At 70.9% G+C, this 20,757-nt stretch carries 15 protein-coding genes and 1 riboswitch; of the genes, 3 read left to right on the top strand and 12 right to left on the bottom strand.

From position 1 onward, the window contains the following. From mraY to mraZ, 7 genes are all read right to left on the bottom strand, one after another. Entirely contained in the window at window positions 1-1,083 is a 1,083-nt protein-coding gene (gene mraY, locus HJG52_RS04845) for a phospho-N-acetylmuramoyl-pentapeptide-transferase (protein WP_171242370.1), read from the bottom strand. Further along, complete coding sequence (locus HJG52_RS04850) at window positions 1,080-2,558, bottom strand: UDP-N-acetylmuramoyl-tripeptide--D-alanyl-D-alanine ligase (protein WP_171242371.1); 1,479 nt, start codon at window positions 2,556-2,558, stop codon at window positions 1,080-1,082. Before HJG52_RS04850 ends, mraY begins: the two co-directional genes overlap by 4 nt. Beyond that, the gene (locus HJG52_RS04855) at window positions 2,555-4,123 is read right to left on the bottom strand and encodes a UDP-N-acetylmuramoyl-L-alanyl-D-glutamate--2,6-diaminopimelate ligase (RefSeq protein ID WP_171242372.1); all 1,569 of its coding nucleotides are present in this window, start codon (window positions 4,121-4,123) and stop codon (window positions 2,555-2,557) included. The genes HJG52_RS04850 and HJG52_RS04855 overlap by 4 nt, the downstream gene beginning before the upstream one ends. Window positions 4,124-4,140: 17 nt before the next feature. Then, window positions 4,141-6,165, bottom strand: coding sequence for a peptidoglycan D,D-transpeptidase FtsI family protein (locus HJG52_RS04860; RefSeq protein ID WP_346767571.1), 2,025 nt, complete (start codon window positions 6,163-6,165; stop codon window positions 4,141-4,143). 41 nt (window positions 6,166-6,206) lie between these two features. Next, complete coding sequence (ftsL, locus tag HJG52_RS04865) at window positions 6,207-6,926, bottom strand: cell division protein FtsL (protein WP_171242373.1); 720 nt, start codon at window positions 6,924-6,926, stop codon at window positions 6,207-6,209. After that, window positions 6,923-7,915, bottom strand: coding sequence for a 16S rRNA (cytosine(1402)-N(4))-methyltransferase RsmH (gene rsmH, locus HJG52_RS04870; RefSeq protein ID WP_171242374.1), 993 nt, complete (start codon window positions 7,913-7,915; stop codon window positions 6,923-6,925). The genes ftsL and rsmH overlap by 4 nt, the downstream gene beginning before the upstream one ends. A gap of 208 nt (window positions 7,916-8,123) precedes the next feature. After that, the gene (gene mraZ, locus HJG52_RS04875) at window positions 8,124-8,555 is read right to left on the bottom strand and encodes a division/cell wall cluster transcriptional repressor MraZ (RefSeq protein WP_171242375.1); all 432 of its coding nucleotides are present in this window, start codon (window positions 8,553-8,555) and stop codon (window positions 8,124-8,126) included. Window positions 8,556-8,964: 409 nt separating this feature from the next. Here mraZ and HJG52_RS04880 point away from each other — a divergent pair, with 409 nt between their 5' ends. The 3 genes from HJG52_RS04880 to HJG52_RS04890 all read left to right on the top strand — a co-directional run bounded on the left by HJG52_RS04880 (window position 8,965) and on the right by HJG52_RS04890 (window position 13,694). Next, complete coding sequence (locus HJG52_RS04880; RefSeq protein WP_346767572.1) at window positions 8,965-9,972, top strand: AAA family ATPase; 1,008 nt, start codon at window positions 8,965-8,967, stop codon at window positions 9,970-9,972. A gap of 7 nt (window positions 9,973-9,979) precedes the next feature. After that, window positions 9,980-11,239 carry a DUF58 domain-containing protein gene (locus tag HJG52_RS21535; protein ID WP_171242377.1) on the top strand — a complete coding sequence of 420 codons (1,260 nt, stop codon included), beginning with the start codon at window positions 9,980-9,982 and terminating at the stop codon, window positions 11,237-11,239. Window positions 11,240-11,315: 76 nt separating this feature from the next. Next, complete coding sequence (locus HJG52_RS04890) at window positions 11,316-13,694, top strand: transglutaminase TgpA family protein (RefSeq protein WP_171242378.1); 2,379 nt, start codon at window positions 11,316-11,318, stop codon at window positions 13,692-13,694. A gap of 27 nt (window positions 13,695-13,721) precedes the next feature. Here HJG52_RS04890 and HJG52_RS04895 read toward each other — a convergent pair whose 3' ends face one another. From HJG52_RS04895 to HJG52_RS04915, 5 genes are all read right to left on the bottom strand, one after another. After that, complete coding sequence (locus HJG52_RS04895) at window positions 13,722-15,536, bottom strand: hypothetical protein (RefSeq protein ID WP_171242379.1); 1,815 nt, start codon at window positions 15,534-15,536, stop codon at window positions 13,722-13,724. Window positions 15,537-15,792: 256 nt separating this feature from the next. After that, window positions 15,793-17,550 carry an RNA polymerase sigma factor gene (locus HJG52_RS04900; RefSeq protein ID WP_171243087.1) on the bottom strand — a complete coding sequence of 586 codons (1,758 nt, stop codon included), beginning with the start codon at window positions 17,548-17,550 and terminating at the stop codon, window positions 15,793-15,795. 249 nt (window positions 17,551-17,799) lie between these two features. Next, window positions 17,800-18,204 carry a universal stress protein gene (locus HJG52_RS04905; RefSeq protein ID WP_171242380.1) on the bottom strand — a complete coding sequence of 135 codons (405 nt, stop codon included), beginning with the start codon at window positions 18,202-18,204 and terminating at the stop codon, window positions 17,800-17,802. Window positions 18,205-18,277: 73 nt separating this feature from the next. After that, window positions 18,278-19,414, bottom strand: coding sequence for a homoserine O-acetyltransferase MetX (gene metX / locus HJG52_RS04910; RefSeq protein ID WP_171242381.1), 1,137 nt, complete (start codon window positions 19,412-19,414; stop codon window positions 18,278-18,280). Between the two features lie 14 nt (window positions 19,415-19,428). Next, a riboswitch (SAM riboswitch) is annotated at window positions 19,429-19,539 on the bottom strand. 24 nt (window positions 19,540-19,563) lie between these two features. Beyond that, complete coding sequence (locus tag HJG52_RS04915) at window positions 19,564-20,724, bottom strand: DUF4192 domain-containing protein (RefSeq protein WP_171242382.1); 1,161 nt, start codon at window positions 20,722-20,724, stop codon at window positions 19,564-19,566. Window positions 20,725-20,757 lie beyond the last annotated feature (33 nt).

The raw sequence follows: 20,757 nt of genomic DNA on the forward strand, positions 1-20,757 counted from the left end.
TCATGCTCCGCCCACGACCCACTCGGCGTAGAAGATGCCGAGGCCGAGCGCGACGCACAGCCCGGCGATGATCCAGAACCGGATGACGATGGTGACCTCGTTCCACCCCATCAGCTCGAAGTGGTGCTGCAACGGCGCCATCCGGAAAACGCGTTTGCCGGTGAGCTTGAACGAGCCGACCTGGATGATGACCGACAGCGTGATGGCGACGAACAGCCCGCCGAGGATGATGATGAGCAGCTCGGTGCGGGTGGTGATGGCGAGCCCCGCGAGTGCGCCACCGAGGGCCAGGGACCCGGTGTCGCCCATGAAGATCTTGGCCGGTGACGCGTTCCACCACAGGAAGCCGAAGCAGGCACCCATGCAGGCTGCGGCGACCACCGCGAGGTCTCGTGAGTCACGCACCTCGTAGCACTTGAGCCCGGGGGTGATCTGGCAGTTCTGGTTGCCCTGCCAGATGCCGATGAGGACGTAGGCCGCGAACACCATCACCGAAGCGCCGGTGGCGAGTCCGTCGAGGCCGTCGGTGAGGTTCACGCCGTTGGAGGTGCCCGCGATCATGAGGTTGGCCCAGATCACAAAGAGCACCAGCCCGATCAGTGGCCCGGCGAAGGCCAGGTTGAACGGGGTGTCGCGGACGAACGAGATGCTCGTCGAGGCGGGTGTGCGCCAGTGGCTGTTGGGGAACTGCAGCGCCAGCACGGCGAAGATCACCGCGACGAGGGTCTGGCCGGCGAGCTTCTCCCCCGACCGGAGGCCGAGGCTGCGCTGCTTGGAGATCTTGATGTAGTCGTCGAGGAACCCCACGAGCCCGAGCCCGGCCATGAGGAACAGCACGAGGACGCCGCTCCACGTGAACGGTGTGCCGGTGATGGCGTGCGCGAGGCCGTATGCCGCGAGGGCCGAGCCGATGATGACCGAGCCACCCATGGTGGGCGTGCCGCGCTTGGTGTGGTGCGAGGTGGGTCCGTCGTCGCGGATGAACTGGCCGTACCCCCGCTTGACGAGGAACTTGATGTACATCGGGGTGCCCAGCAGGGCACCCACGAGGGAGATGACGGCTGCCGCCAGCACCGCCTTCACGTCGCGTCCTCCTGCTTGTCACCCGTGCTGTCACCGGTGTCCGCGGTGGGCCCCGACTCGGCGGCCACCCTGTCACCGAGCCACCGTAGTCCGGCGTCGCGGCTGGACTTGAGCAACACGACGTCACCGGGGAGAAGTTTGTCGGCGAGCAGGTCGTGGGCGGCGTCGGCGTCGGGCACCCACACGACCTCCTCACCCCACGACCCCTCGTGCTGGGCCCCGGTGGCCATCGGACGGGCGGTCTCCCCGACCACGACGAGCCTGGAGATGTTGAGCCGCACCGCGAGCCGGCCGATGGCGTCGTGCTCGGTCAGCGAGTCGTCACCGAGCTCGAGCATCGAACCGAGGACCGCCCAGGTGCGCCGCGGGGTTCCGTCCTCGGCCCGGCTCATCGCGACCAGCGCCTTGAGGGCGGCCCGCATCGAGTCCGGGTTGGCGTTGTAGGCGTCGTTGACGACGGTGACGCCGTCCGAGCGCTCGGTGACCTCCATCCGCCACCGCGAGGCGGGCGTCGCCGTGCTCAGAACCCTCACCGTCAGGTCGAGGTCAACCCCACTCTCGAGTGCTGCCGCAACCACGGCGAGGGCGTTGCCCACGTGGTGCTCGCCGTGCAGGGCCAGCGTCACCCGACGCGACACCGGCTCGGCGCCCGGCGAGGTGACCACGAGGGTGAAGGACGGTCGGCCGAACGCGTCGAGGCTGATGTCCTGCGCCCGCACCTGCGCGTCGGCGGCCGTGCCGACGAGGACGACGCGCGCGTCGGTGACATCGGCCATGGCCCGCACCGCCGCGTCGTCGGCGTTGAGGACCGCCACCCCGTCCGCGGGCAGCGCCGCCACCAGCTCGGACTTGGCGGTGGCGATGGCCTCGCGCGACCCGAACTCCCCCACGTGGGCGGTGCCAACGTTGAGCTCGATGCCGATGCGCGGTGGCGCGATGGTCGTGAGGTAGGCGATGTGCCCGATGCCACGGGCCCCCATCTCGACGACGAGGTAGCGGGTCTGCGGGGTGACCCGGAAGACCGTGAGGGGCACCCCCACCTCGGAGTTGAGCGAGCCGACGGGCGCGACGGTCGGTGCGTGTGCGGCCAGGACCGCGCCGAGCAGGTCCTTGGTCGAGGTCTTGCCGGACGACCCGGTGATGCCGATGACGGTGAGGTCGGGATGGCGGTCGACGACCGCCCGCGCCAGCGCGGCGAGGCCGTCCTGGATGTCCTCGACGACGACACACGGCAGCTCCTCGACCGGCCGGGTCGTCAGCGCAGCGATGGCGCCCTGGTCGCGGGCACCCGCCACGAACTGGTGGCCGTCGAGCTGCTCGCCGATGCGGGCGATGTAGAGGCCGCCCGGCCCGGCTTCGCGCGAGTCGGTGACCACCGGGCCGTCGACGACGAGCAAACGCGCCGCGGCGTCGTCGATGCCTTCGAGGCGCCCGTTCGTGATCTCGGCGATCTCCTTGAGGGACAACGGGATCACGGTGTGCCGTCCTTGTCGGTGAGGGCCCGAAGGGCGGCCTCGGCTTCCGCCCGGTCGTCGAAGGGGTGCACGGTCCCGGCGATCTCCTGTCCTGTCTCGTGGCCCTTGCCCACGACGGCGACGACGCTGCCTGGCCCCGCGGCATACGCGGCCGACACCGCGGCACGGATCGCGTCACCCCGTCCCGCCACGTCGTGCAGCTCGGCATCCGTCGCAGCCGCGGTGGCGCCGGCGAGGACGGCCGCACGGATCACTGCGGGGTCCTCGGTGCGCGGGTTGTCGTCGGTGACGAAGACGAGGTCGGCCGCCCGGGCCGCGGCCTCACCCATGCCTGCCCGCTTGCCCCGGTCGCGGTCGCCACCGGCACCGAGGACGACGACCAGCGCGCCGGAGGTGGTGGGCCGCAGCGCACGCAGCGCGGCGGCGACAGCCTCGGGGGTGTGCGCGTAGTCGACGACCACCAGGGGCAGGTCGCCGGCGCCGGCCTCGCCGGCCAGCGTCACCTGCTCCATCCGGCCGGGCACGTGCGGGTCGGCCGCCAGCGCGCGCTCGGCGTCGTCGGCCGAGTGGCCGGTCGCCAGCAGAGCCAGCGCCGCCATGGCGGTGTTGACCCGGTTGAAGTCACCCGGCAGGGCCGACCGCAGTCGCAGCGTCGTCCCACCGTCGGTGAGCTCGAAGGCGGCCGGGTCGTCGCCGTCGACGGTGAGCCGCCACTGCGCGTCGACGCCCTCGACCGAGGTCATGGTGGTGACGGGAACCGTTGCGGTTGTTGCGAGCTCGCGCCCCCACTCGTCGTCGACGCACACGACTCCCTGCCGTGCGCGCTCCGGGGTGAACAGCGAGGCCTTGGCCTCGAAGTAGTCGCGCATCGTGGGGTGGAAGTCGAGGTGGTCCTGCGACAGGTTGGTGAACAGCGCGACGTCGTAGACGACACCGTCGACCCGGTGCTGGGCCAGCGCGTGGCTCGACACCTCCATGACGCACGACTGCACGCCGCGTTCGGTCATGAGGGCCAGCAGCGCATGCAGCACCGTCGCCTCGGGTGTGGTGCGCACGCTCTTGACCCGCTCGTCGACGATGCGCGTCTCGACCGTGCCGATGAGCCCGGTGCGCTGGCCGAGCGCGACCAGGGCCGAGTTGATGAGGTATGCCGTGGTGGTCTTGCCGTTGGTGCCCGTCACCCCGTACATCGTGAGGCCCAGCTGCTCGGTGCCGTACGCGCGGGCCGCGACCGCACCGACGACCGAGCGCGGCGACTCCACGACGACGCGCGGCAGCACCACGCCCGCTTCGTCGAGGATCTGCACCCCACGGACGTCGGTCAGGACGGCGACGGCGCCCAGCCCGGCCGCGCCCGCGGCATACGAGGCGCCATGGGCGTTGGCGCCCGGCAGGGCGGCATACAGGTCTCCGGCCACGACGTCACGCGAGTCGAGGGTCACCCCGGTGACGGCGACCTGGCCGTCCTCCCCCGGCACGGCGGGGCGGTCGACGGCTCCCCCGACGAGCGCGGCGAGGGACTCCAGCGTGATGGCATGCGAAGACGCCGGACGGGGGGATGACACGGGCAGCGAGCCTACCGTCAGCGTTTGGTGGTGCCGGTCGGCCGGTCGCGGATGACAGCCGGGTCGTTCTTGGCCGGCGGCGTCTTCGGCGTGATCTGCGCGACCGGCGCCTTCGTCCCGGTCGGCGGGACCTTCTGCTCCTGCAACGCGTACGTCATGACGTCCTTGAAGACCGGGCCGGCGACCGAACCACCGAAGTAGCCCTTGATCGGGCGCTGCAGGGTGACGGCCACGACGATCTGCGGGTCGTCGGCAGGGGCGAAGCCGATGAAGCTGGCCGTCTTGCCGGAGTAGCCGCCGACCTTGGCGTCGTACCGGTCGGCGGTGCCCGTCTTGCCGGCGACGCGGTAGCCCGGGATCTTCGCCTCCGGCGCGGTGCCCTCCTTGCCGACGACGCCCTCGAGCATGTCGCGCAGCTTGGCGGCGGTGTCCTGGGAGACGACCTGCACCGGCTTGGGCTCGGGCGCGGCGGTCCAGCCCCCGTTGCCGTCGCTGACGTCCGCGACGATCCGCGGCGGGATGCGCACGCCGCCGTTGGCGATGGTCTGGAACACCCCGGCCGCCTGCAGCGCGTTGACCGACAGGCCCTGTCCGTACATCACGGTGTAGCGCTGGGAGCCGTTCCAGTCCTGCGGCTTGGCCAACAGGCCGGGGCTCTCGCCCGGGAAGTCCATGCCGGAGGTCTGGCCCAGCCCGAACTTGCGGTAGTAGTCGTACAGCGTCTGCGGCTGCATCTTCTCGCCGACGAGGACGGTGCCGATGTTGCTGGACTGCGCCAGGACGCCGGTGAAGGTGAGGTTCAGCGTCGCGTGGTCGTGGCTGTCCTTGAACTCCTTGTTGTCCGCGCGATAGATCCGGTTCGGCACCTCGACCACGGTCGAGGGAGTGACGACCTTCTCCTCCAGCGCTGCGGCGGCGGTCATCACCTTCGCCGTCGAGCCGGGCTCGTAGACGTCGCTCCAGGCCTTGTTGGTCCAGTTGTCGCTGGACTGGCCGGGCTGGTTCGGGTCGAACGTCGGGTAGGACGCGACTGCCAGCAGCTCACCGGTCTTGGCGTTGAGCGCCACGACACTGCCCGACAGCGCCTTGGTCTCCCGGACCTTCTGCGCCACCGCGTTCTGGGCGTACCACTGCAGGTCCGAGTCGATGGTCAGCCGGACGTCCTTGCCGGGCACCGAGTTGATGGTGTCCTGCCGCGCGTTCGGGATGGGCTTGCCGTCCTGGCTCGCCTCGAAGATGGTCTTGCCGGCCTTGCCCTTGAGGCTCTTGTCCATCAGCACCTCGAGGCCGCCACCCGCGGTGCCGTCGGCCTGGAGGAACCCCACGAGCGACGCGGCTGCCGTCGAGGTCGGGTAGGTGCGGTCGCTGGTGGGCTCGGAGTAGATGCCGTTGACGCCGAGCGCGGCGATCTTGCGCCAGTTGAGCGGCGTGATGTTCTTGGCGAGGATGCGGTACCGCTCCTTGCCGTCGAGCATGGGGGTCAGCTTGTCGACAGGGATCCCCAGCAGGGGTGACAGGTCCTTGGCCGCGCCCTCGACGCCGACCTTGACGCGTTCCTTGCCGACGGTCTTGGTGTACTCCGGCACCGCGGTCTGGTCGACGGTCACCGTCCGTCGTTCGACGCTGGACGCGAGGATCGTGCCGTCGCGGTCGACGATGGACCCGCGCATGGCAGGCAGCGCGACGGTGGTGGTGCGCGAGGACTGCGCGTCCTTGGAGACCGCGGCCGCATCGAAACCCTGCAGCCGCAGCAGCTGCGCCCCGAAGATGCTGAAGACGAACAGGACCGCGATCGTCATGGTCCGCATCCGCCGGCGCGGGTTGCCGCCCCCGAGCTGCACCGGCTTGCCAGCCGGGCGACGCGGTGGCGGGGCCGCCTTGGCGCGGGGACGCCCGGTGCCGCCGCCACTGGCGGGCCGGCGCTGTGCCGACGTGCCGTCCCGACGCACCCGGGCCGCACCCGGCTTGGCCCGCGAGCTCGTGCCCTTCGCTCCCGCGGACGGTCGCGCTGTTCCGGGGCGGGTGCCTCGGGTCTGCGTCACGGTCTACCTCGGGTCTTCCTGGGCGAGTCGGTGGGTCGGGATCAGCGTGCGGCTGGGGTGGTGTCGGCGCTCGGGGTGGTCGCCGTGTTCTTCGCCTTGGCGTCCTTGGCGGTCTTGGTGGCCGTCTTGGTCTTGGGCGCCGGCTTGGTGGTGCTCTTGCTCGTCGTCGTCTTGGTCTTGGCGTTGACGCTGGTCACGGTCGTCACCACCGAGCCGTCCGGCTTGGTGACGACCACCGTCGTGGTCGTGACGTCCCCCTTCGTGGTGACCGTGGTCTTGGGCCCGCCGTTCGCGGTCGCACCCTTGGTGGCCGAGCCGGTGGGTGCGGCCTGGGGCGCTGTGACCACGCTAAAGGCCTTGTCCTTCTTGGCCGCCTGCGCCACGCCGAGGACCTTGCCGTCGGACAGCCGCAGGAAGGCCGCAGACTCCGAGGGCACCATCCCGAGGCCGAGCGCCCGCTTGGCGAGGTTGTCCGGGCTGCGCTGCGCGTCGATCGCCTCGGTGAGCGCCTCCTGGGTGTCGGTGAGCTCACCGGACGTGGACTGCAGGTCGTGCAGGGTGAACGAGCCCTCGGCCATGGCGGTGTTGAGCATGAGCAGCGCGAACAGCCCGCCACCGAGCAACAGCACGCACAGCGAGGCGAACAGCCCGTTGCCGGGTCGCCCGACGGCGGCGGGCACGAGGCGCAGCGGCCTCGGCTGGTCGACCCGGCGGGCGGGGGCGCGGGCGGTGAGCCTCGCTGCGGCGGTCTGCTGGCTCATCGGTGGGTTCCCTTCGTCGTGCTGGGCGTGGGTCGGGTGCGCTCGGCGGCGCGCAGGCGCACCGAGGCGGATCGGGGATTGGCGGCCTGCTCCTGGGGCGTCACCTCTTCGGCGCCACGGGTGAGCAGTCGCAGGTATGCCGCGTGCTCGGGCAGCTCGACGGGCAGCCCCTCGGGTGCCCGGCTGCGGGCGCCCTCGGCCAGGACGCGCTTGGTGATGCGGTCCTCGAGCGAGTGGTAGGACAGGACGGCGATGCGGCCACCGACGCCGAGCAGGTCGATCGCCCGGGGCAGCGCGCGCGCCCACACCGACAGCTCGGCGTTGACCTCGATGCGCAGCGCCTGGAAGGTGCGCTTGCCCGGGTGCCCACCGCTCTTCTGCGAGGCGGCGGGAACGACCCGCTTGAGCAGCTCGACCAGGCGGGCCGAGCGGGTGAAGGGTTCGACCTCGCGCTCGCGGACGACGGCGCCGACGATCTTGCGGGCGAACCGCTCCTCGCCGTACTCGCGCAGGACTCGTTCGAGCTCGGCCGGCTCGTAGGTGTTGAGGACATCGGCGGCGGTCTGGCCGCTGGTCTGGTCCATCCGCATGTCCAGCGGTGCGTCCTGGGCGTAGGCGAACCCGCGGTCGGCCTCGTCGAGCTGGAGCGAGGACACCCCGAGGTCGAACAGCGCCGCTGCCACCGAGGTGACCCCCAGGTCGGCGAGCGCCGCCGGCACGTCGTCGTAGACGGCGTGCACGAACGACGTCCGGCCGGCATACGGGGCAAGGCGCTCGGCGGCCAGCTCGAGCGCCTCGGTGTCCCGGTCGACGCCGACGAGGCGCGCCTGCGGGCAGGCCTTCAGGATCGCCTCGGCGTGACCGCCCATGCCGAGTGTCCCGTCGAGGTAGACCGACCCGGGCTCGGTGAGGGCGGGTGCGAGCAGCTCGACGATGCGGTCGCGCAGAACGGGAACGTGCCGCTCGGCGGCCGCTCCTCGTGTCGTCATGCGCGTCTCCTGCGTCGTGGTGCTGGTGGTGGTGGTGCTGGGTGGTGGTGGTGGTGCTGTGTGCTGCTGGTGGTGGGGCTTGCTGGTCCCTGCGGTCAGGTCTCCATCCGCTCCAAGGGATGCGGCCCGAGACGGGGGAAGTCGTCCCGGGATGCGAAGCGGCTGGAGACCTGGCGACAGGGCGGTGACGCCCCGACGGTGGCTCGGCCTAGAGGAGTCCGGGGATCACCTCCTCGGACTGGTCGGCGAAGCCCTGCTCGGTGGACTCGAGGTAGGCGTTCCAGTTGTCGGTGTCCCAGACCTCGACCCGGCTGCCGGCGCCGATGACGGTGCAGTCCTTGGTGAGGCCGGCGTAGGCGCGCAGGTTGGCCGGGATGGTGACCCGGCCCTGCTTGTCGGGGACCTCGTCGGAGGCACCCGAGAGGAAGACGCGGGTGAAGTCGCGGACCGCCTTGCTCGTGGTGGGTGCGGCCTGCATCTGCTCGGTGACCCGCACGAACTCGGCCATCGGGAAGACGTAGAGGCAGCGCTCCTGGCCACGGGTGACCACGAGGCCGTCGGCCATCCGGTCGCGGAACTTGGCGGGGAGGAACAGGCGGCCCTTGTCGTCGAGGCGCGGCGTGTGCGTTCCGAGGAACACCCGTCCACCTCCCCTGCCTCGCCCGCGGACCCCACGGCCCTCTTGTATCCCCCACTTTACTCCACCATCACCCCACAAGACACCCCGTTCACGCGTTTTCCCTCAGGAGTTTGGACATTTCTGCAGGTCACGACCGGTGGTGCAAAGTGGGGCAGATCTGCCTCCAGAACCTCGATGGCACCGCCCACCACCGGTCACCGCGGCGCTCGACCCGCACTCACCGCGGGCGCCTCGACCACGGCCGGGCGGGCAGCCGGCCGGCGCAGGTCACGAGACGGCATACGGCCCTGTTCTTGTGGGGGGTTGTGGGGGAAGATCGAGCGACCACACGGGGGCGCATCGTGGCGACCCGGGGCCGACGGGAGGACAATCGGTGCAAGGCATGCACGACGAGCAGACGGGTGGACAGGTGAGCACGAACCCGCACGCGACGAACGAGATCCTGTCGCTGCCCGCCGGGTCGCCGGCGTCACTCGGCCAGGTCAGCGAGGTGGCCGCGCGGCTGGCCCGCGCGATGAACTCGGTGATCGAGGGCAAGCCCGACGTCGTGCACACGGCGATCACGGTGCTGCTCGCCGAGGGCCACCTGCTGCTCGAGGACGTGCCCGGCGTCGGCAAGACCATGCTCGCCAAGACCCTGGCCAAGTCGATCGACGCGTCGGTGCGCCGGGTGCAGTTCACCCCCGACCTGCTGCCCAGCGACATCACCGGTGTCAGCGTCTTCAACCAGGACGTGCGCGACTTCGAGTTCCGCCCCGGCGCGATCTTCGCCAACGTCGTCGTCGGTGACGAGATCAACCGCGCCTCGCCCAAGACCCAGTCGGCGCTGCTCGAGTCCATGGAGGAGGGGCAGGTCACCGTCGACGGGCAGACCTACGACCTGCCCAAGCCGTTCATCGTCATGGCAACCCAGAACCCCATCGAGATGGAGGGCACCTACCCGTTGCCTGAGGCGCAACGTGACCGGTTCATGGCGCGCATCTCCCTCGGCTACCCCTCCGCGCGGGCCGAGCTCGCGATGCTCGACACCCACGGCCAGGTCTCCCCGCTTGAGACGCTCACGCCGGTCACTGACGCCGCCACCATCTCCGCGATGGTCAAGGCCGTGCGGTCGGTGTTCACCAGCGACGCGGTGAAGCAGTACGTCGTCGACCTGTCCGCAGCCACCCGGTCCAGCTCCGCCCTGCGGCTGGGCGCCTCCCCGCGCGCGACGCTGCACATGTTGCGTGCGGCCCGCGCCCACGCGGCCCTCGAGGGCCGCGACCACGTGCTGCCCGACGACGTGCAGGCGGTCGTCCTGCCGGTGCTCGCCCACCGCATCATCCCCACGGGCGAGACGCAGCTGGCCCGCCGCAGCAACGGTGAGGTGTTGCAGGACATCATGCGCCGCGTGCCGGTGCCCGCCGCCGGCCGCTGAGGTAGCCGTGCGCAGGCTTCGCGACCTCCTCACCACCCGCGGGCGCGCGTTCGTCGCGGCGGGAATCACGTTGATACTGTGCGGAATCGGGCTCGGTTTCACCGACCTCACCCGCATCGGTGTGCTGCTCGTGGCGCTGCCCTTGCTCAGTGGCCTGCTGATGCGACGGCACGACCTGCGGTTCGCGCTCGAGCGCACCGCCGTCCCGGGACGCATCCAGGTCGACCAGCAGTCCATCGTCACCCTCGGCATCGAGAACGCCGGCGCCGCGACCAGCCCGTTGCTCATGGCCGAGGAACAGCTCGACTACGCCCTGGGCGACCGGCCCCGGTTCGTCGTCCCCCGCATGCACCGCGGTGACCGGCAGGAGGTCCACTACACGGTGCGCTCGCACGTGCGCGGGCGGCATCGGTTGGGGCCGTTGGGAGTTCGCCTGCGTGACCCCTTCGGCCTGAGCACCCGGGTCGCCGCGATCTCCGGCACCAGTGACGTCCTCGTCCTGCCCAAGATCATCCCCCTCGGTTCGGGACGACCGCCGGGCAGTGGCGTCGGCGCCGAGGGAGCCATCCCCCACATGGTCGCCCTCCACGGCGAGGACGACGTGTCGATCCGCGCCTACCGTGACGGCGACGACCTGCGTCGCATCCACTGGCCGGCCACGGCCAAGACCGGCGACCTCATGGTGCGCCAGGAGGACCGGCCGGCGCGGCGCCGCGCGGCCATCGTCCTGGACTCCAGGGCCCGCGGGCACCACGGCAGCGGCACCTCCGGCTCGTTCGAGTGGGCCGTCACCGCGTGCGCGTCCGTGGCCGTCCACCTCCTTGAGCAGGCGTATGCCGTCCACCTCGTCACCGACTCGACCGCCGATGACGGGCGCGCTACTGCCGCAATGGAACTCGACCCGCTGCTCGACGTCCTTGCGATGGCTGAGACCGGCCCCGACGACGGGTTCAACGACGTGCTCCAGGCCGCCCACCCCGTGACGGCGTCCGGTGGGCTCGTCATGGCCGTCGTCACCGACCTCGACGAGGAGCTCGCCCGCCAGGTGGCCTCGCTGCGCCAGCCCGGTGGCACCGCCCTCGCCATGGTGCTCGACCCCGACGGCTTCGGCGCCAGACGGCGCCGCCACACGCCCAGCGGTGAGCTGCCCTGCGTGCCCATCCTGCAGGGCGCCGGCTGGAACGTTGCCGTGATCGGGTCGGCCGACGACCTGCCGTCCGTCTGGGGTGTCCTCGCTGGCGGCACCGCCCGGGTGGGTGTGGCATGAACCTCACCCCACGAAGTTCTTCCGCCGCTCCGCTCCCCCAGATACTTCGTGGGGACCTCGAGGAAGGCGGCCCAGCATGAGTCGCGGGCGCATCGCCGACTCGCTGCTCGCCGGCCTCGCCTCAGCAGTCGTCGCCTGGCCCCTGACGACGCTCTTCGCGCCCAACACGTGGATCCGACCGACCCTCGTTGTCATCGCCATGGTCGTCCTCGCCGGCGTCGTCGGACGCTTGCTCACCACCTCGTGGATCGGGGTCGCCGCCAGCCAGCTGGTCGGGCTCGTCCTCGTCTCGTCCTGGCTCTACGGCCGCGGGCACCTCTGGCACGGGCTCCCGACCCCCGACATGGTCCTGGCGTTCAACAACCTGCTCGTCCAGGCGCGCGAGACCATCCAGAACTACGCCGCACCCGCACCCACCAACCGCGGCATCACGCTCGCCATCGGTCTGGTCATCGGCGTGGCCGCCATCATCGTCGACCACCTCGCCGTGATGCGACGCTCCCCCGCCCTGGCCGGCCTGCCGCTGCTCACGGCATACCTCATCTCCGCCTCCAACTCCGGCGACGCCCTCAACCCGCTCTACTTCCTCGTGGCCGCCGCGGTGTGGCTGCTGCTTCTCGGCCGGCAGGGCATCGCCTCGCTGCGGCGCTGGAGCACCACCGTGCCCATGAGCACGACCGGGCGCGCGCACCACGACGACAGAGACGGGGTCTACGGGTATGCCGCCGTCGGCCGCACCCTCGCGATCGGTGGTCTCGTGTGTGCCGTCGTGCTGCCACTGGTCATCCCGCACCTGCCGACCCGCTACCTCATCGACGGACTCGGCCGCTCCAGCGACGCCACCGGCTACAGCGACGGGCAGGTCGGGCTGCGCACCACCCTCGACCTCACCCGAAGCCTCGAGAGCCCGTCGACGTCGCCGATCCTCACCTACACGACCAACGCCCCCCGGCTCACCCCGCTGCGCGTCGGTGTCCTCAACCGTTACGACGGCGAGTGGAAGCCGGACCCCGAGGACGTCGAGCGGAGCCGGCTGCGCCAGGTCGACCCGCCCGCAGACCTCGACCCCAGCGTCCCCCGCGAGACCTACCGGATCTCCGTCGACGACTCACGCATCGAGGCACCCCAGATCGCCGCACCCACCCCCGTCGTCGCCGGCGACCTCGGCCGGGTGCCCTGGGGCATCGACCGGCAGACCTCCGTCGTCTCCGTGGGACGCACCGCCAGCAGCTACAGCTTCAGCTACCTCGCCCTGTCCCCCACCGCCGAGTCACTCGCCCAGCCGACCACCAGGCCCGGTGGCGGTGTCGTGCCCGAGACGCTGCAGGTCGACCCCGACTCCGCCGACCGCGTCTCGGCGCTCGTGCGCCAGGTCGTGCCCCGGGGCGCCAACCGGATCGAGGCCGCCCGAGCGATCCAGCAGTACCTGCGCGAGGACGGCGGGTTCACCTACTCCCTCAACGTCCCCGAGACGATCCGCAACGACTTCGGCCAGCTCGAGAAGCCCGACCCCATCTCGCTGTTCCTGCGGTCCAAGATTGGCTACTGCGTCCAGTTCGCGACCGCCATGATCATGATGTCCCGGGAAGCCGGCATCCCCGCCCGCATGGGCATCGGGTTCCTGCCGGGCACCGCCAACCGCGGCGTCTACACCGTCACCGGTGCCCAGGCGCACGCCTGGCCCGAGCTGTACTTCGAAGGCATCGGCTGGCTGCCGTTCGAACCCACCCCATCCGGCCAGCAGACCACCGTGGCACCGCCCTACTCCCTTGCGCCCACGGGCGACAGCGAGCAGACGCCCGAGCAGTCCGCCACCTCCGGACCGACCGGCTCGGCCACCACCACCGCCGCCAACCGCAACGACCCCGGCGCCACCTCCGCACCCACCACGACCGACACCGGCAGTGGCGTCGGCTCCTGGCTCAGCGACCGCACCGCCACCATCGCGTTGTGGCTCGGCCTGGGCCTGCTCGTCGGCATCCTCGGCGCACTCGCCGTCCCCCTGGCAGCCCGCAACCGCCTCCGGCGACGACTACGACACGCCCCCGACGACGCCGGACGCGTCGAGGTCGAGTGGCAGTCCATGGTCGAACGCATCGGCGACCTCGGCGTCATCCCACCCCGTGGCAGCACCCCCCGCCAGGCGGGACGCTTCTACCAGCGCGAGGCCTACCTCGAAGGAGACCAGAGCACCGCGCTGCGTCGGGTCGTCGACGGCGTCGAACAGTCCCGCTACATGCGCCCCGGGTCCGGCACGGTCACCGACATCCGCACCGACACCGCCGCCGTCGTCAAGGCCGTCGCCGGCGTCCGCCGCCGCAAGGACCGGCTGCGCGCCACCTGGTGGCCCACCGAAGGCGTCACCGAATGGCGCGAACGCCGCGACGCCCTCACCCAGGCCCTGCGCCAACCCCTCGACCGGTTCGCGCAGTGGCGCGAGTCGCGACGCAGCTGACACCACGGCATACCCGCCGGCTCCCCTTCACCGTCTCCCGAGCATGCGCCGCAGCGCGCGTCGCCCCCGACGCAGCACGCCCTGGTCACCCGCGACCGGGCGCGTGACGTCGTCGCCGAAGTAGTCGTTGAGCTCTGCCGAGATCCGCCCCGCCAGCTCGAGGTACTTGGCTCGGCGCAGGTGGTTGATGCCCGCGGCGAAGTCGGCCTGGCTCTCGACCAGCTCGGTGAGGTTGACGGTGCGGACGTTGGGTCGCGACGAGGCGAACGCCTCGGCCGCCCGGTTGACCTCGGCGTGCCGTTGCGCGTGCCCGCGAAACTCGAGCGTCTCCTCCACGGTGCCCGTCTCCGAACCCAGCAGCAGGACCAGAAGGGCGGCGGCGTCGAGTCGGTCACGGATGACCTGGAGGTTGCGGACCAGCTGCCCGACGGGCACCGGTCCCACGAAACGGAACCGTCGCGAGAAGTCGGAGAGGGTCTCCCGCGTGAACGGGTAGGCGTGGTTGACGTAACTGCCGTCAACGAAGTCGTCCCAGTGGTCGGGATCGGTGAGGTCGAACGTGAAGCTGGAGAAGGCAATCGACAGGGACGGGTCGTCGCGCCGCTGGTACACCCCCTCATGCGAGTCGGGCAGCAGGCTGAGCACGACGGCGTCGTACCCATCGAACATCCGGGTGGCGAACGCCTCGGGTGCGAGGAAGGGCGCGTCGGCCACGAGCCGGTCGAGGTCCTGCTGCCGCCGCTCGAGCGACGCGACGACGTGGACGGTGTGGTTGTGCGCCGTGATCATCACGCCGCGGTCGTCCGGCGCATTGAGCTCGGTGTCGATCGTGCCTGCCCCAGCACCGAGGTAGGGCACCAGACTGCTGATGTCACAGGGACCCTTCAGCAGAATGCGGCGTCCCGGACTCGAGGTCTCGGGTGCGCGAGAGGCGCTGTGTCCCGTCGAGGCGTCCACGGTGATCCAGTCCGGGGGGTGTTCTCCCCCAACGGAACTCGTCACGTCGCCGACCACCGTGAGCCGGGGTGATCCGATGTGGTGATACGTGAACTGCTCGACGCCCATCCCGATGATGCTGCAGGAGAAGGCGAAATGCACGAGCTTGCCGTCGCGCTCGACGTACAGACCGACGACTCCGTACTCGCCGTATCGGTCCCGCACGCTGACACAGCCGGCCGACGTCACTGGGTCGGCCAGCAGCACCCGGAGCTCATCGGCCGACATCCGGTTCTTCGTGAAGTTGAGCTGGTTCGTGCGGTGCACGAGCTCGCTCAACCGGGCGAGGTGCGCGAGGGGGTCGCGGTGGAAGCGAACGCGGATGTCGCTGTCCCGCAGGAACGCCTCGTTGGAGGATGACCTGGCCTTTTCCGCGACCTTCGTCTCGAGGATGCGGTAGCGCTGGAGCCGGCTGTGCCCGGGGTCCGAGACGGGCGCCGCCCGGGCAAAGCTGATGAGGTCGGGGACGACCTCGGGGCCGGCCACCATCAAGCCGGGGCAGTAGAACAGCGCCTCTTCCCGGTTGAGGTGGTTGTCGTCCACGAAGAGCACGTTGGGCGCACGCAGCTGCATGTCGTCAATGAGGCGCTGCACCCGCTGCCCCTTGGGCGACCAGTCGACCGACGCCATCACGAACACATCGGCCAGGCCCAGTCTCGCGAGCTCGGCCGAGACCTGTCCCGCATCGTTCTTCGAGCAGATCGAGTTGACCACGCCACAGTCGCTCAGGCGGCGCACGAGGGCACTGTGGGCTGGGATCTCGGCGATGCCTCCCTCGCTGAGCGTCCCCGCCCAGAAAGTGTCATCGAGGTCCCACACCACGAGCTTGACGTCCGCGAAACCCATGCTGCCCTCCGACCCCCCGCCGGGCAGTCTGCGCCCCCCACCCCGCCCAGGCATCGCGCAAACGGCCCAGGGCATCCCCGGCATACCCCCACAAAAGCCGAAAGCGCCCCGGAGCCATGCTGGCTCCGGGGCGCCTTTCGTCGTATGTCGTCGGGTCCTTCGCCCCGTCGTCGTCAGTCCAGACCCACTGGACCGACTCCTCAGGGCTCCGGGCCTCCCTCGCTGGAGCTCGGTCGGGTCCTTCGCCCCGTCGTCGTCAGTCCAGGTAGTCGCGCAGGACCTGCGAACGGCTCGGGTGACGCAGCTTGCTCATCGTCTTGGACTCGATCTGGCGGATCCGCTCACGGGTCACGCCGTAGACCTTGCCGATCTCGTCGAGCGTCTTCGGCTGCCCGTCGGTCAGACCGAACCGCATCGACACCACACCCGCCTCGCGCTCCGAGAGCGTGTCGAGGACCGAGTGCAGCTGCTCCTGCAGCAACGTGAAGCTGACCGCGTCAGCCGGGACCACGGCCTCGGAGTCCTCGATGAGGTCACCGAACTCGCTGTCACCGTCCTCACCGAGCGGGGTGTGCAGCGAGATCGGCTCGCGACCGTACTTCTGGACCTCGACGACCTTCTCCGGCGTCATGTCCAGTTCCTTGGCCAGCTCCTCCGGGGTGGGCTCGCGGCCCAGGTCCTGGAGCATCTGGCGCTGCACGCGGGCGAGCTTGTTGATGACCTCGACCATGTGCACCGGGATGCGGATGGTGCGGGCCTGGTCGGCCATGGCGCGGGTGATGGCCTGACGGATCCACCACGTCGCGTAGGTCGAGAACTTGTAGCCCTTGGTGTAGTCGAACTTCTCCACCGCACGGATCAGGCCGAGGTTGCCCTCCTGGATCAGGTCCAGAAAGAGCATGCCGCGACCCGTGTAGCGCTTGGCCAGCGACACCACGAGACGCAGGTTGGCCTCGAGCAGGTGGTTCTTCGCCTTCTTGCCGTCCTGGGCGATCCACCACAGCTCGCGCTTGAGCTTCATCTCGATCTTGTCGCCGGAGTTGAGGCGCTCCTCGGCGAACAGGCCGGCCTCGATCCGCTTGGCGAGCTCGACCTCCTGCTCGGCGTTGAGGAGGGCGACCTTGCCGATCTGCTTGAGGTAGTCCTTGACCGGGTCGGCGGTGGCGCCGGCGGTGACGACCTGCTGGACGGGGGCGTCCTCCTCGTCGTCGTCGCGCAGGACGAAGCCGGTGCTCTCGCCCTCTTCCTCGTCGTCGGACTTCTTCGCCTTGTCGTCCTCGGCCTCGGACTCCTCGACGTCGACCTCTTCGAGCTCGGACTCGACGACCTCGGTCGGCTCGACCTCCTCGAGCTCCTCGTCCTCGACCTCTTCAGGGCCGTCCTCGTCGGTGGCACCCTTGACGTCGACCTTGCCCGTGGACTTGGCGGCGGTCTTCTTCGCCGCGGCCTTCTTCGCCGGAGCCTTGGCCGACGAACCCGCGGCCGCGGCAGCCGCCTTCTTGGTCGTGGTGGCCTTGGCGGCCTTCTTCGCCGCCGGCTTGGTCTCGGTCTTCGACTCGCCCTTGGCAGCCTCGCCCTTGGCCGTCGCAGTCTTGGCAGCGGTCGACTTGGTCGCGGCTGTCTTGGCGGCGGGCTTGGCCGCGGTCTTCGTGGCGGCAGCCTTCTTCGCGGGCGCAGGGGCCGACTTCGCGGCCGGCTTGCTCGCGGTCTTGGCCGTGGTCTTCTTCGCCGCGGCCTTCTTGGTGCTGGCCGTGGTCTTGGTCCGGGTGCTCGTCGCCGCGACAGCCCGCGAGGCGGTGGCCGCGTCGAGGGTGACCTGGATGCCCTGCTCGTCGAGCGCGCGCAGCACGACCTTCATCCGCTTGGGGGCGATCTGCGCCTCCTCGAGCGCAACCCGCAGCTGCTCGGCGTCAACCGAGCCGCGGGTACGACCCTGCTTGAGCAGGGTCTGCAGGGCGGGGAGGGAGAACTCCTGGGGAAGGGATGGTGCGGGGCTCGCAGCCTTCTTGGACACAGGCGACACGGACTACCTTTCGTCGCTGACTCGCGGCACGGCATGCGCCATCACGGGCACGCCAGGGGATGCCAATGACAACAACGCGGAGGGTGGAAGTATTGCCGCGGTGGTGGGAGCAGGCGCTCCGATCGACCTCGACCTCGACATTGTAAAACGAGTTCGCCCAAGATCCCGCATCGGCACCGGTCAGCGGCCTGTCCGAGACCGCCCCCGACGGGTGCGTGCGGGCGCCGTGGCGGTCCCGGCTCAGCCCTCGCCGGCCTTGACGGCGAGCACCGGGCACGACGCGTCGAGCAGGATGCGCTGCGCGTTGGAGCCCAGGATCAGCTTGCCGACCGGGGTGCGGCGCCGCAGACCGATCACGATGAAGTCGGCGTCCTCCTCCTCGGCGACGGCGATGAGGTCCTCGGCCGGTTCGTTGCCGCGGACCAGCTGGCGCACCTCGTGCTGCACGCCAGCCTCGTCGAGCTCACGCTGGATCCGGTTCAGCTCGGACTCGAACTGCTGCGCCTCGCCCGCGTCGTAGTCGCGGCCCCCGCGCTGGGAGTTGATGACGATGAGCTTGGACTTGCGCAGCAGCGCCTCGTCAGCTGCCTGGCGCAGTGCGGCGCGCCCTTCCTTCGTCGGCACGTAACCCACCACGATGGACACGGGGATCCTCCTAGTCTCCGAGGGTCGGGCGTACACCCGGCCGCGTGGCCCGACCGTACCGGAAATCCCCTCCTCAGGCAGGGCCTGACAGCACCTCGCGCACGATCTGCCCGACCTGCTCCACCTCGATGAGGAAGCCGTCGTGGCCGTACTCGGACGTCACCGTCAGCAGCCGACCCGACGGCACGGCCTCGGCGACCTCCGCGGACAGCCGCGGCGGGTAGAGCCGGTCGCTGTCCACGGCAACCACCGTCACGTCCGCCCGCACGCCCGCCAGCGCAGCCGTCACCCCTCCCCGGCCACGCCCGACGTCGTGCGAGCTCATCGCCTCGGTCAGCACGACGTAGGAGTTGGCATCGAACCGACCCGCGAGCTTCCCGGCGTGGTGGTCGAGGTAGGACTCCACGGCATACCGGCCGTGACCGCCGAGGGGGTCCTCCTGCCCCTGCGCCGCCCGGCCGAACCGCGTGTGCAACTCCAGCTCGCTGCGGTAGGTGACGTGGGCGATGCGGCGGGCGATGCCAAGGCCCGTGTCCGGACCCGACTCGGCGTCGTAGTAGTCACCACCGCGGAAGTGGGGGTCGCTGCGAATCGCCAAGAGCTGCGGCTGGCACCACGCGATCTGTTCGGCCGTCGCGTATGCCGTGCTGGCGAGCACCAGGGCCGCCTCCACCCGCTCGGGGTGGCCGACCGCCCACTCCAGGACGCGCATGCCACCCATCGACCCGCCGAGGACGAGCCGCCACCGGTCGATGCCGAGCTCGTCCGCGAGCAGGGCCTCGGTGCGCACCTGGTCGCGAACGGTCACGAACGGGAACCGGCTGCCCCACGGGCGGCCGTCGGGTGCCGCGCTCGACGGGCCGGTGCTGCCCTGGCAGCCGCCGAGGACGTTGGCCGCCACGACGAACCAGCGCTCGGTGTCGATCGGGCGTCCCGGTCCGATGAGCCCGTCCCACCAGCCGGGGGTCGGGTGGCCCGGGCCGGCCGGACCGACGACGTGGCTGTCCCCGGTGAGGGCGTGCTCGATGAGGATCGCGTTGTCCGCAGCCGCGTTGAGCTCACCCCACGTCTCGTAGGCGATCGTCACGTCCGGCACGACGCCCCCACGCTCGAGCTCCACCGCTCCGAGCGCGGCGAACCGGCGGTCCCCGGGGTCGTCGCCGTCGCGCCACGCCGCCGTCGTCGAGGGGGGACGGGAGGTCGTCGTCATGGCCGTGCTCCTGGGCTTCGCGCTTGCCGCCCCGGTCGGGGTCGGCCGTGTCATCACCCGGGGCACCCCACCGCGAGGAGGGTTGCCGCCCAGCAAGCCGGGGCTTGACGCTGGGACTCATGACCTGCGGCCCATCATAGGAGCGCTGCTCAGCCCGCGGACAGGTGCGTCCGGACCGTGGACGGGTCCTGGAACGGCGCCCGGCCGGGGCGCACGGCGAAGTCGATCATCTTCTCGGTGAGCACGGCCAGGCGGTAGTCGGGCTGGTGCTGGAGCGCCCGCTCGACGGCCTCCCGGGCGAGGGCGCCGCTGCCCTCCCACCACGCGTAGGACGCGAGGACCGTGAGGACCCCGGCGCAGAGGCGGTCCGGCACCGCCCGGCACAGGGCCGCCAACCGCTGCTCGAGCCGGCGCGCCGCCATGAGTGCCTCGCGGTCGCGCGCCACCGCATCCGGCGTCTCGGCCGAGCGCTGGTCGTGGACGGCCCACACCGGCACCGGCAGCAGGGTCACCAGGAGGTCGACGAGGTCCGGCTTCAGGTGCTCGAACGGCAGCGAGCCGGGACACATCCACGCGATGACACCATCGCGCACGTCGACGTCACGAAGGGCGTGGACGGCGGCGACGACCTCCTCGGCAGTCAGGTCGGGTGCGTCCTCGGAGCTGTCGAGGACCGTGGCCCAGGCGTGCAGCGCGCGCATCCGGTGCGCGGTGACCGCCGTGGGGTCAGGGTCCGGCGGCAGGCCGAAGGCCTCCCCCGCCCAGGCGACCGACCGCGCCTTCAGGGCCTGCTCGACGGGCGCGCTGGCCCGTGGGTCGAGGGCGACGAAGGCGCGCAGGTCGGCCCGGGTGCGCAGCGGTGAGACACCCATCCCGACGAGCTCGGCGACCGCCGGCGAGTCGGCCGCCGACGGGATGGGCTGTGGCTCCTGCGCGCAACAGCGCGGGTCGGTGCAGTGGCGTGCCTCCCACGCCCCGTCCCGCACGACCATGACCGCGATCTGCTCGATCCCGGCGTCCCTGATCGCCGGTTGCAGCACGCCGAGCACAGCGTCGGAGCTCCCCGGCTCGTCCTCGTAGGCGACGAGGACCACACCCTCGGGTTCCTCACGGGCCAGCGGCGCAGCGACCTCCGCCGTCAGGCGGGCCATCGCCACGGGGTCGTCGGTGAGGTCGAACCGGGCGGTCAGGCCCATCCGGTTGCCGTGCATGGCGACCAGGACGACCGAGTCGGTCGGGTGGTAGCCGAGGTGGTAGGGCAGGAACGCCAGCAGGTCTGCGTCGCCGCGCAGTCGGAGTCGAATCGTCATGCGCCCACGGTGGCTTCGCGAGGCATCCCTCGA

It is taken from the genome of Knoellia koreensis (assembly GCF_013041615.1).
Lineage (GTDB): Bacteria > Actinomycetota > Actinomycetes > Actinomycetales > Dermatophilaceae > Pedococcus > Pedococcus koreensis.

What these genes read in the sequence shown, in the direction of transcription:
- ftsL (WP_171242373.1), bottom strand. Translation starts at nt 6,926, where the DNA reads ATGAGCCAGCAGACCGCCGCAGCGAGGCTCACCGCCCGCGCCCCCGCC.
- rsmH (WP_171242374.1), bottom strand. Translation starts at nt 7,915, where the DNA reads ATGACGACACGAGGAGCGGCCGCCGAGCGGCACGTTCCCGTTCTGCGC.
- HJG52_RS04890 (WP_171242378.1), top strand. Translation starts at nt 11,316, where the DNA reads ATGAGTCGCGGGCGCATCGCCGACTCGCTGCTCGCCGGCCTCGCCTCA.
- HJG52_RS04895 (WP_171242379.1), bottom strand. Translation starts at nt 15,536, where the DNA reads ATGGGTTTCGCGGACGTCAAGCTCGTGGTGTGGGACCTCGATGACACT.
- metX (WP_171242381.1), bottom strand. Translation starts at nt 19,414, where the DNA reads ATGACGACGACCTCCCGTCCCCCCTCGACGACGGCGGCGTGGCGCGAC.
- HJG52_RS04915 (WP_171242382.1), bottom strand. Translation starts at nt 20,724, where the DNA reads ATGACGATTCGACTCCGACTGCGCGGCGACGCAGACCTGCTGGCGTTC.